General features: G+C 73.8%; 11 protein-coding genes. 5 read left to right on the top strand and 6 right to left on the bottom strand.

Annotated elements, in window-relative coordinates:
- Window positions 1-70: 70 nt before the first annotated feature.
- Window positions 71-775, bottom strand: coding sequence for a GntR family transcriptional regulator (locus tag ACFYW9_RS19710; RefSeq protein WP_351862589.1), 705 nt, complete (start codon window positions 773-775; stop codon window positions 71-73).
- 202 nt (window positions 776-977) lie between these two features.
- Between ACFYW9_RS19710 and ACFYW9_RS19705 the strand changes: the two genes are divergently transcribed.
- The 5 genes from ACFYW9_RS19705 (at window position 978) to ACFYW9_RS19685 (ending at window position 5,485) form a co-directional block, all read left to right on the top strand.
- On the top strand, window positions 978-2,297 hold the full coding sequence (locus ACFYW9_RS19705; RefSeq protein WP_389151655.1) for an MFS transporter: 1,320 nt from the start codon (window positions 978-980) through the stop codon (window positions 2,295-2,297).
- Window positions 2,298-2,353: 56 nt separating this feature from the next.
- The gene (locus ACFYW9_RS19700; RefSeq protein ID WP_351862619.1) at window positions 2,354-3,148 is read left to right on the top strand and encodes a putative hydro-lyase; all 795 of its coding nucleotides are present in this window, start codon (window positions 2,354-2,356) and stop codon (window positions 3,146-3,148) included.
- A 29-nt stretch (window positions 3,149-3,177) separates the two neighbouring features.
- Entirely contained in the window at window positions 3,178-3,936 is a 759-nt protein-coding gene (locus ACFYW9_RS19695; protein ID WP_389151652.1) for a LamB/YcsF family protein, read from the top strand.
- 65 nt (window positions 3,937-4,001) lie between these two features.
- Entirely contained in the window at window positions 4,002-4,619 is a 618-nt protein-coding gene (locus ACFYW9_RS19690) for an allophanate hydrolase subunit 1 (RefSeq protein ID WP_389151722.1), read from the top strand.
- On the top strand, window positions 4,616-5,485 hold the full coding sequence (locus ACFYW9_RS19685) for a biotin-dependent carboxyltransferase family protein (RefSeq protein WP_389151649.1): 870 nt from the start codon (window positions 4,616-4,618) through the stop codon (window positions 5,483-5,485). The genes ACFYW9_RS19690 and ACFYW9_RS19685 overlap by 4 nt, the downstream gene beginning before the upstream one ends.
- Window positions 5,486-5,609: 124 nt before the next feature.
- Here the strand turns inward: ACFYW9_RS19685 and ACFYW9_RS19680 are convergent, their stop codons facing one another.
- The 5 genes from ACFYW9_RS19680 to ACFYW9_RS19660 form a co-directional block, all read right to left on the bottom strand.
- Window positions 5,610-6,464, bottom strand: a complete 855-nt coding sequence (locus ACFYW9_RS19680) for an SGNH/GDSL hydrolase family protein (protein WP_389151646.1) — start codon at window positions 6,462-6,464, stop codon at window positions 5,610-5,612.
- Window positions 6,461-7,615 carry a glycosyltransferase gene (locus tag ACFYW9_RS19675; RefSeq protein WP_389151643.1) on the bottom strand — a complete coding sequence of 385 codons (1,155 nt, stop codon included), beginning with the start codon at window positions 7,613-7,615 and terminating at the stop codon, window positions 6,461-6,463. Before ACFYW9_RS19675 ends, ACFYW9_RS19680 begins: the two co-directional genes overlap by 4 nt.
- On the bottom strand, window positions 7,612-8,775 hold the full coding sequence (locus ACFYW9_RS19670; protein WP_389151640.1) for a glycosyltransferase family 4 protein: 1,164 nt from the start codon (window positions 8,773-8,775) through the stop codon (window positions 7,612-7,614). Before ACFYW9_RS19670 ends, ACFYW9_RS19675 begins: the two co-directional genes overlap by 4 nt.
- A 139-nt stretch (window positions 8,776-8,914) precedes the next feature.
- On the bottom strand, window positions 8,915-10,333 hold the full coding sequence (locus ACFYW9_RS19665; protein WP_389151637.1) for a HEAT repeat domain-containing protein: 1,419 nt from the start codon (window positions 10,331-10,333) through the stop codon (window positions 8,915-8,917).
- Window positions 10,334-10,633: 300 nt separating this feature from the next.
- Window positions 10,634-11,026: an ankyrin repeat domain-containing protein gene (locus ACFYW9_RS19660; protein ID WP_389151633.1), complete on the bottom strand. Its 393-nt coding sequence runs from the start codon at window positions 11,024-11,026 to the stop codon at window positions 10,634-10,636.
- Between the last annotated feature and the right edge of the window lie 182 nt (window positions 11,027-11,208).

The raw sequence follows: 11,208 nt of genomic DNA, 5'->3' as shown, positions 1-11,208 counted from the left end.
GGGGCGCATGCCACGCCCACCGCGGGACCGCACGCCTCGCCCGCCGCGCGACCGCACGGCAGGCGCCGCGTCATCCGGTGCCCTCTCCCCCGTCGGCCACGCGGCGCGCGTACACCTCGACGAGGCCGGCGAGCGAGTCGTCGAGATATGCCGCGAGGAGGCGTTCCGCGCCGTCCCGGTCGCCGGCCCGCAGGGTCTGGAGGATCTCGTGGTTGCGCGCGAGGTAGGGCTCGTGGAGCCGCTGGGGGTCGTCCACGACGTGGAAGGCGAGACGCAGCTCCGCGAAGACGCTGCGCATCACCTCGTCCGTACGGGCGCTGCCGGCGAGCGCGACCAGTTCGCGGTGGAAGTGGATGTTGGCGGTCGACACTCCTTTCCAGTCACCTTCGCGCGCCGCCCGCCGCCCGTCGGAGACGGCTTCGGCGATCCCCTCCACGGCGTAGGGCGGAGCGCCGAGCCCGCGGACCACGGCGCACTCGACGAGGGACCGGGTGCGGTAGATGTCCTCGACGTCCTCGACCGTGAGCACCCGTACGAAGACCCCTCGGTTGAGTTCGTGCACCAGCAGCCGCTCGTGCGTGAGCAGCCGGAACGCCTCGCGCAGCGTGTTGCGGGAGACCCCGAGGGCGCCGCCGATGCTGTCCTCCGACAATCGCGTCCCGGGCGGGAAGAAGCCCTCGGCGATCCGGCTCCTGAGGATGTCCGAGACCCGCTCGGCGGTGCTGGTGCGGCCCAACAGGGCGCGATCGTCGGCCAGTTCCGTCAGCTCTGCCATGCCCGGAATTCAACCGCAGACACGAGAACGAAACAACACGGGTATTGAGGGATCGTTCAACGATCCTCTACCTTGTCGGACAGGCGCTCTCCGCACCACCGCGAACCGCCAAGCGCCAAGCACCAAGCACCAAGCACCCAAAGGCTTCCGCACGGCCCGGCTCAGTCCTCATGCACTCTCCGTCCCTCAATGCGAGGTGCCCATGAGCACGACCCCTCCACCCCAGGCCCTGACCCCCGGAACGCAACCCGCCACAGATGAACTCACCGACAAGGAAGGCGCGTTCGGCTGGCTGCGCGCCCTCGGCCCGCGGGGCCGGCGCGCGTTCGGCGGCGCGTTCGGCGGCTACGGCCTCGACTCGTACGACTACTTCACCCTGCCGCTGAGCATGGTCGCCCTCGCGGCGTACTTCGGCCTCGACAGCGGCCAGACCGGCCTGTTCACCACCGTCACACTGGTCGTGTCCGCGGTCGGCGGTGCCGTCGCGGGTGTGGTCGCGGACCGGATCGGACGCGTCAAAGCGCTGATGATCACCGTGATCACCTACGCGGTGTTCACCGTGGCCTGTGGTTTCGCGCCGAACTACGAGACGCTGCTGGTGTTCCGTGCCCTTCAGGGTCTCGGCTTCGGCGGCGAGTGGGCGGTCGGCGCCGTCCTGGTCGCCGAGTACGCGAGCCCCCGGAACCGCGGGCGCACGCTCGGCGCGGTCCAGAGCGCCTGGGCCGTCGGCTGGGGCCTCGCCGTGGCCGTCTACACGCTGATCTTCCAGCTTCTCGACGACGACCTCGCCTGGCGCGTGATGTTCTGGACCGGCGCGCTGCCCGCTCTGCTCGTGGTCTGGGTCAGGCGCCAGGTGCGGGACGCGCCCGAGGCGGCCGCGGCGCGCGCGAGGAGCGCCGACAAGGGGTCGTTCACCGCGATCTTCAGGCCCGGCACGGCCGAGGTCCCGGGCCTGCTGCGCACCACCTTCTTCGCGGTCCTGCTCTCCACCGGTGTCCAGGGCGGCTACTACACGCTGGCCACCTGGGTGCCCACCTATCTGAAGACGGAGCGCGGACTGTCCGTCGTCGGCACCGGCGGCTATCTGACGCTCCTGATCTCCGGAGCCTTCCTCGGCTACCTCACCGGCGGTCTCCTGACCGACAGACTGGGCCGCAAGCGCAACATCCTGCTCTTCGCGGTCCTCTCCGCGGTCTGCGTCCTCGCCTACGCGAACATCCCGAGCGGCGCCAACACCCTTCTCCTGGTGCTCGGTTTCCCCCTCGGCTTCTGCATGTCGGCGATCTTCAGCGGTTTCGGCTCGTTCCTCAGCGAGCTGTACCCGGTGGCGGTGCGCGGCACGGGACAGGGCTTCGCGTACAACACCGGGCGTGCCGTCGGCGCGGCCTTCCCCACCACGGTCGGCTTCCTGGCCGACAGCTGGGGCGTGGGCGGGGCGCTGGTCTTCGGCGCGATCGGCTACGCCCTCGCCGCGCTCGCCCTGACCGGACTCCCCGAGACGCGTGGCAAGGAGCTCCTGTGAACGACACCGTCCAGGTCCGCCCGCCCGCCCTCCCTGGGAACGGCTCACCGGGCCCGCTGAAAACACCCGGCCACGCGCGCGCGTGGACCCCGGAGAGGGCCCGCAGGCGGTTCCGTTCGGGGCTGTCGGTTCCCACCGCCGGGATCGCCGCGGGCCACGCCCAGGCCAACCTCGTGTCGGTGCCCGCCGACTGGGCGTACGAGATGCTGCTGTTCTGCCAGCGCAACCCGAAACCGTGTCCCGTCCTCGACGTCACCGACGCCGGTTCCTGGACCACCGCGCTCGCCCCGGGCGCCGACCTGCGCACCGATCTGCCGGGCTACCGGGTGTGGGAGCACGGCGCGTTGGCGGCCGAGCCCACGGACGTCGTCGGCCACTGGCGGTCCGACCTGGTGTCGTTCCTGATCGGGTGCAGCTTCACCTTCGAGTGGGCGCTCAGCTCCGCGGGTGTCCCGCTGCGCCACATCGAGCAGGGCCGCAACGTCTCGATGTACGTGACGACGCGTCAGTGCCGGCCGGCGGGGCGGCTGCGCGGCCCCATGGTCGTGTCGATGCGTCCGGTGCCGCCCGAGCACCTGGGCACGGCGATCCGGGAGAGCAGTCTGCTGCCCGCCGTGCACGGCAGTCCGGTGCACTGCGGCCATCCCTCGGGGCTGGGCATAGAGGATCTCTCGCGCCCCGACTTCGGCGATCCGGTGGTCGCGGCCCCGGACGACATCCCGGTGTTCTGGGCCTGCGGAGTGACGCCGCAGGCCGCCGTGATGGCATCCCGTCCGCCGTTCGCGATCACCCACGCGCCCGGCCGGATGTTCATCACGGACACCCGCGACGAGCAGTACCGAGTGGCCTGAACGGGCCGGAGGAGGAGGAACGGCAGCCCATGACCCCCATCGATCTCAACGCCGATCTCGGCGAGGGCTTCGGCCGCTGGCGGCTGACCGACGACGAACAGCTGCTGTCCGTCGTGACCAGCGCCAATGTGGCCTGTGGTTTCCACGCCGGGGACGCGGCCACCATGCGGCGGGTGTGCGAACTGGCGGCGGAGCGGGGGGTACGGATCGGCGCCCAGGTCTCCTACCGTGACCTGGCGGGGTTCGGGCGGCGGGCGATGGATGTGCCGCCCGACGAGCTGGCGGCCGAAGTGGCGTACCAGATCGGCGCCCTGGAGGTCTTCGCGCGCGCGGCGGGCTCGCGGGTGGCGTACGTGAAGCCGCACGGCGCGCTCTACAACCGTGTCGTGCACGACGAGGAGCAGGCGGCGGCGGTCGTCGACGGTGTCCTGCTCGCGGGCGCGGATCTGCCCGTGCTCGGTCTCCCGTCCTCGTGCTTCCTGAAGATCGCCGAGGGGGCCGGACTGCCCGTCGTCCCCGAGGCGTTCGCGGACCGCGCGTACACCGAGGAGGGCACTCTGGTGCCGCGTACGCAGGAGGGCGCGGTGATCACGGAGGCCGAGGCCGTCGTCGAACGCTCCCTGGGCCTCGCGCGCTCCGGGGTGGTCACCTCCCGTTCCGGGGAGCGCGTGCAGGTCCGCGCGCGCTCCCTGTGCCTGCACGGGGACACACCGGGCGCGGTCGGCCTGGCCCGCCGGGTGCGCGCCCGGCTGGAGTCCGCGGGCGTGCCCGTGCGGGCGTTCGCGTGAGCGCCCGGCCCGCCGGCGGCGGGAGGGCCCCGGTGCCGGCCGGCGGCGACCCGCAAGGCCCCGGCCTGAGGACCCTGCCCGTCGGCGACCGGGCGCTGCTGGTCGAGGTCTCCTCGGGGGAGGCCGCCCAGGCACTGCACGCCGAGCTGCTGCGGCGCCGCGCGGACGGCTCGCTGTCCGTGCGGGAGATCGTCCCGGCGGCCCGCACGGTGCTCCTGGACGGCCTGGACGACCCCGGCCGGCTCGCGGAGCTGCTGCCCGGCTGGGAGATCCCCCCGCTGACCGCGCGCGCGGACGACACCGTCGAGATCCCGGTACGGTACGACGGTCCCGACCTGGCGGATGTGGCGGCCCTGTGGGGGGTGGCGGTGCGCGAGGTGCCGGAGATCCACGCCGCGGCCGGGTTCCGGGTCGCCTTCTGCGGGTTCGCGCCCGGTTTCGGCTATCTCACCGGACTGCCGGCACGGTACGACGTGCCGCGCCGGGCGACCCCGCGCACGGCGGTGCCCGCGGGCTCCGTGGCGCTGGCGGGCCCGTACACCGGTGTGTACCCGCGCAGTTCGCCGGGCGGCTGGCAGCTCATCGGCACGACGGACGCGTTGTTGTGGGACCACGCGCGCGTACCGGCCGCGCTGCTGGCCCCCGGCGCGCGGGTGCGCTTCGTACCGCAGAGGTGTTCATGAGCGACCGGGCCCTCGCGGTGGTGCGGGCCGGGGCCCTGACCACCGTCCAGGACCAGGGGCGGCCCGGGCACGCCCATCTCGGTGTGCCGCGCTCCGGAGCGCTCGACGCGCCCGCGGCGGCGCTGGCCAACCGGCTCGTCGCCAACCCCGCCGAGGCCGCCGTGCTGGAGACGACGGTCGACGGCTGTGCCCTGCGCCCCCGTTCGACGGTCACGGCGGCCGTGACCGGAGCGCCCTGCCCGGTGCGGGTGGACGGCCGCCCGGTCGCCTGGGGGGCTCCTGTCCGGGTGCCCGCGGGGGCGCTCCTGGACGTCGGTTCCGCGCGCGCGGGGCTGCGGAGTTATGTGGCCGTGTCCGGCGGCGTGGCGGTCGATCCGGTGCTCGGCAGCCGCTCGACCGACCTGCTCTCGGGGCTCGGCCCGCCACCGCTGACGGACGGCGCGGTGCTCCCCCTGGGGAGTCCCGGCACCCTTCACGCGCGCGTGGACGTCGTCCCGCACCGCGCCCCGCCCGCCGAGCTGGTGCTGCGCGTGACGCTCGGCCCACGCGACGGCTGGTTCACCGAGCCGGCCCTGCGGACGCTCACGACGCGCGTGTACCGGGTCTCGTCGGCGAGCAACCGCATCGGCCTGCGCACGGAGGGGCCCTCGCTGGAGAGGGCCGTCTCCGGCGAACTCCCCAGTGAGGGCCTGGTGCTGGGTGCGGTCCAGGTGCCGCCCGACGGCCGCCCGGTCGTCTTCCTCGCCGACCATCCGACCACCGGGGGCTACCCGGTGGTCGCGGTCGTCCGGTCCGCCGATCTCCCGGCGGCCGCTCAGGCGGTCCCGGGAACCCCGGTGCGGTTCCTGGCCGTTCGCCGTCGCTGAGGCCGCCGCGGGCCGTGTGCCGACGAAGGGGCACCGGCCGCTTCGACCGGTGCCCGCCTCGCGCGCCCGCCCGGCCGCGTCCTGCCGTCGAGGCCGCGTCCTGCCGTCGGACTTCCTCCGCCCGTCAGGCCACGTCCGGCCGTTCCGCGACGGACAGGGCCGCCAGGGCGGAGGCGACGGCGTGCGAGGCGCTCAGGTCGAGGCGGGCGCTGGTGCCCCGGGCCCGGTGGCGCACCTCGGACGCGGCGAGGGTGAGCAGCTGGGGCAGCAGGTCCGTGCAGCGCCTGGCCACCCAGCCCGTTCCCGCCGTGGCCAGCCACAGAAGGCTCGCGGTGCGGGTCGGCGCGGGGAACTCGGCCTCGGCCGACGGCGTGATCCCGTCGGCGACGCCTTCCTCGGCGAGCAGCGTGTGGAAGCGCAGGGCCAGCTGACGGTGCCCCAGCTCCCCCGGGTGCAGCCGGTCGGCACTCCACACGGCGCGGTCCTCGAGCCAGTCCTCCTCCGCCGCGTGCAGATGCATCGCCCCGTGCCGCTTCGAGAGGGCGTGCACCACCGCGTTGACCGCGTGCTGACGCCGGGCCAGCGGGCGGGCCAGCGCTCCCGGGAGCCCGAGCATCGAACCGGGGTCCGGGAGGCAGGCCGTCAGCACGATCGTGTCCCGCGCGCGGAAGGCCGCGTACACCGTGTCGAGCCGTTCGGCCACCGAGTGGATGTCGAAGGTGTACCGCAGGGTGTCGTTGACGCCGATCACGACGGAGACGATGTCGGGCTCCAGGGCGAGCGCCGCCGGGGTCTGCCGTTCCAGGACGTCCCGTGTCTGCGCCCCACTGACCGCGAGGTTGGTGAACCGCACGGGCGCGTCCGCCGGGGCGAGTCCCGGAGCGAGCAGCTCGGCCCACCCCCGCCACCGGTCCCCGACGGGGTCGCCCACACCTTCCGTGAGGGAGTCCCCGAGAGCGACGAACCGAACCGGTCTCATGCGACGCCCTCCTGAAGACGCGGCCGGTTCACGGCCGCCGCGTCGTGCGCGGCGAGGAAACCCGTCACGGCGGCGTCCCAGCCGAAGCACTCGGCACGCGCGCGTGCGGCCTGCCTGCGCTCGCCCTCGGCGCGGCCGAGCAACAGCCGTACCGCGTCCGCGAAGGAGTCGCCGCTGTCGCCGGCGGTGGCTCCGGCGGAGCCGACGATCTCCGGCAGGGCGGAGATCGAGCTGGCGACCACGGGGGTGCCGCAGGCCATCGCCTCCAGGGCGGCGAGCCCGAAGGTCTCCGCGGGCCCGGGTGCCAGGCACACGTCCGCCGAGGCCTGGAGCGAACCGAGCAGGGCGCGGTCGGCGACGTGCCCGAGGAAGGTGACGGGCAGCCTCCGCTCCCGGGCGCGCTGTTCCAGCCGGGCCCTGAGCGGTCCGTCCCCGGCGACGACGAGCACGGCCCGCTCGCCGCGCCGCAGCAGAGCCTCCAGCGCGTCGAGCGCCGTACCGGGCCGCTTCTCCACGGACAGGCGGGAGCACATGACGAGCAGGACCTGGTCCGCGCGCGCGTGACGGGCACGCAGCGCCGGGTCACGCAGCGCGGGGTGCCGGTCCACCAGGTCGACGCCCAGGGGGGCTCGTACGACGTTGCGGGCGCCGATCCGCACGAACTCGCGCTCGGCGAACTCCGTGGTGCACACCACGCGCGCGTAGGAGTGCGCCGTGCGGACGTTGAGGGCGTCGGCGGTCCGCCGGGCCATCGCCTCGGACAGTCCCCAGGTCCGCAGCACACCGTCGGCGGTCTCGTGGGAGACCATCACCGCGGGCACCCGGGCCCGTCGTGCCCACACTCCGGTCCAGCGCAGGGTGGTCCGGTCGGAGACCTCCAGGCGGTCGGGGGCGAGTGACTCCAGGAGCCGGGCGACCCGCCGTCTGTCGGTGAGGACGCGATAGCCGCCGGTACCGGGCAGCAGCGGGCCGGGCAGCGTGATCACCCGTCCCTGCTCGGTGTCGCGGTCGCTCGCGCGCTCGCCGGGTATGACGAGGACCGGTTCGTGGCCGGCCGCCCGGTATCCGGCGCCCAGCTCCCGCAGTGCGGTGCGCAGTCCTCCGGAGGAGGGGGCGACGAAGTTGGCGAGCCGTACGATGCGCAGACTCATGCCGCCACCAGCTTCCGTGCGGAGAGCACGTCCTCGTAGTGAGCGATGAGCTGATCGCCCACCGCGGCCCAGGTACGGCCCTCGACCATGGCGTGCCCGGCGGCGCCGTAGGCGGCCCGCACGGCGGGATCGGCGGCCAGGGTGCGCACCGCCTCCCGTACGGCGTCGGCGTCGCGCGGCGGGACGAGCAGCCCGGTGCGCCCGTGGGCGACCAGGTCGAGCGGTCCGCCGGCGGCGGGCGCGACGACGGGCACCCCGCTGGCCATGGCCTCCTGCACGGTCTGGCAGAAGGTCTCGAAGGGGCCGGTGTGCGCGAAGACGTCCAGCGAGGCGAAGATCCGGGCGAGTTCGTCGCCGGTGCGGCGGCCGAGGAAGACCGCGCCGGGGAGCGCGCCGCGCAAGGTGGCCTCGCTGGGTCCGTCGCCGACCACGACGACGCGGACGCCGTCCATCCCACAGACCCCGGAGAGCAGTTCGACGTGCTTCTCGGGGGCGAGCCGGCCGACGTAGCCGACGATCAGCTCGCCGTTCGGAGCCAGTTCGCGGCGGAGCGCCTCGTCGCGGTGGCCGGGGCGGAAGCGGACCGTGTCGACACCGCGCGCCCAGAGCCGTACCCGGGGCACGCCGTGCGTCTCCAGGTCGTGCAGGGCCGCGCTGGACGGGGCGAGCGTCCGGTCGGCCGCGGCGTGCACGGAACGGATGCGCCGCCACGCGGTGGCCTCACCCGCGCTGATGTACGTGCGGGCGTACCCGGCGAGGTCGGTCTGGTAGACCGCCACGGCGGGGATGCCGAGCCGGGAGGCGGCCGCCATGCCGCGGACGCCGAGGATGAAGGGGCTGGCCAGGTGGACGATGTCGGCGCGGTGTTCGGTGATCGCCGCGGCGACGCGCCGGCTGGGGAGGGCGACGCGGACCTGGGGGTAGCCCGGGAGCGGAATGGAGGGGACACGGACGACCGGGCACGGCGCGAGAGCGTCGGGCCCGCTCCCGGTGAGTGCGCCGCCCTGTTCGGAGGAGGCCGAGAACTTGGGAGAGGTGGCCGGGGCGACGACAAGGGGAGCGTGACCGCGATCGACGAGGTGCCGGGCGGTCTGGAGCGCGCAGTGGGCCACGCCGTTCACATCGGGGGGAAAGGATTCGGTCACGATGACGACTCGCATACGGGTGTTCTCGCCCCGCTGGACGTGGCCGCGTCAACGTGGATCTATGCGAGCGATGAACGTCCCGTGAGCGTTGCGCTCCGCACCCGGGCAGGTCAGTCCCCGTCCACGCGCTCCTGACTCCCGGGTCACCGAACGTTCATACGGCCGGCATGTCGGGCCCGATCCGGCTCCGTACGGCTGTCTGGACTTCGGCCTCCTCGGCCGGATCCGCCGCCAGCCTGCGCAGCTGATCGACCACGCGCGCGTCACCGGTCTCGGCATGCCGGGCGGCGATCTCGCGGGTGGTCTCCTCGCAGTCCCAGAGGCACTCGACGGCGAAGCCCGCGGCGAAGGAGGGGTCCGTGACGGCGAGGGCACGTGCGGCGCGCTGCCGCAGATGTGACGACGCGGTCTCGCGGTAGATGTGCCGCAGCACAGGGGCGGCGCAGGCGATGCCGAGCCGTCCGGTGCCGTCGACGAGCGTCCACAGCGTCGGCGCGTCGGGGCCCTCGCCCCGCACCGCCTCGCGCAGGGCGGCCAGGACCGGATCGCGGTCCTTTGCGCCGCCCCGGCAGGCGAGTACGCGGCCCGCGGCGGCGCCGAGGGCGTCGGGCCGGCGCGCCCAGCCGCGGGCCCGGTCGACGGCGGCGGCGCTCCGCATCCGTTCGAAGGCGTCGACGGCGGCCTCGGCGACGGGCGTCGACCCGTCCGCGACGGCCGCCTCGATCAGGTCGAGGGCGTCCGGATCGTCGCCGTCGGCGAGGTAGCGCAGAGCTGTGCAGCGCGCGCCCTCCCCGCCGTGGCGCGCGGCCTCGACGATCTCGGGACGGTCCTCGGGTCCGGCGACGGCGGTCAGGCAGCGGGCGGCGGGGACGTGCAGCGCGGCTCCGCGTTCGATGCCCTGCTGGGCCCATGCGAAGACGGCTTCGACGCTCCACCCGGGGCGGGGCCCCGAGGGTCGCATCTGTCGTTGCCAGCGGTCGAAGGACCCGGATTCCTGGGCGGCGCGCACACGGGTGGCGACGGACGCGCGGGAGTCGTCGGCCCACAGCCGCCACGGCCGCGGCTCGAAGGAGTCGCGCACGACGGCGGCGAGGGCGGCGTCGCCCTCGGGACCGGCCGGGAACCGGGCGAGCACGGGGGCGGCGAGGGCACGCAGGCCCGCGTCGTCGTCGCGCAGGGCCAGCTCGTCCAGGGCCCAGGCCCAGTTGGAGCCGACCGCGGCGTACCGGCGCAGCAGCGCGAGCGCGTCGCGCCTGCCGTAGGAGGCGAGGTGTCCGAGGACCGCGAGGGCGAGCCCTGTGCGTGACTCGCAGTCGTCGAGGATGTCCTCGGCGTCGAAGAGGTGCCGCTCGATCTCGTCGAGCTCGCCACTCAGATCGAGATAGAGACGGGCGTAGTACAGGGAGCGGTTCTCCACCTGCCAGTCGTGGCGCGGGTCCCTGAGGACGCAGTGGTTCAGTGCCGCGAGCGCTTCGGCCCGCGGTGCGGTGAGTGCGTGCAGCGTGCCGTCGCCGCGGCCCCTCTGGAGAAGGCCGAGCAGGGTTCCGCTGGGCGCTATGACCGGATCGAACATGGGAAACAGCCTCACATCAAGCGTCGACGCAACCGGGATCCTGCATTACCTGGCCGCGTGACAACACGTCGGGGCGCCCGCCGTCTCTTGCTTGCTGTAGACCATCTTCCTCTGCCTCTCGTCGGTGGCCCATGCGGGCCGAGTCACGGCCCGCGCGGTGCGGCAACTTCTGCCCAGCCATCGCGTCCGTGAATCACGTCGTCATGATGACTCGGCGGTTCTTCCTGCCGCGACCGTATTTCCGGCGGCCCCGTTCCGCCTCCCTTTTTTCCTGCGTTTCGCCTGGTCAGGGCGTTCGATTCATGACGTGCCGAACAATTCGAGCAGGTCCGTCTTGGCGAACATGCGCGCCGTGTCGACAGCCGACGGGGTGCCCGCGGCCGGATCGGCGCCGGCGGCCAGGAGGGCCCGGATGACGGCCTCCTCGCCCTTGAAGACCGCTCCGGCGAGGGGGGTCTGGCCCCGGTCGTTGACACGGTCGGCCTCGGCGCCGCGCTCCAGCAGGGCGCGGACCGCGTCGGCGTGCCCGTGGTAGGCGGCGAGCATCACGAGCGAGTCGCCGCGGTCGTTGGTGAGGTCGGCCGGGACACCGGCGTCGACGTACGCCACGAGCGTCTCCGTCTCACCGCGCCGCGCCAGATCGAAGATCTTGGTCGCGAGCTCCACGACCTCGGGGTCGGGGGCTTCGCTCATCTGCCGGACCGCCTCTCACTGCAACCGTTCGGGTGAATCGACAGGGTACTGGCTCCGGCGGCACATCACAGGCACCCTCCGCGGCAAAGATCACAAAGCGCACATCGAGCGCAACAGGGCAGCTCAGGCGGCGCAAGACGGCTCCGTCGCGCGGGTGAAATCGGCCGTTTTTCACCCAGTTG

Source organism: Streptomyces sp. NPDC002698 (assembly GCF_042888945.1).
In the GTDB taxonomy this organism is placed as follows: Bacteria; Actinomycetota; Actinomycetes; order Streptomycetales; family Streptomycetaceae; genus Streptomyces.
Note: the sequence above shows the minus strand (reverse complement) of the source record. Positions and strands in the feature narration are given on the sequence as shown.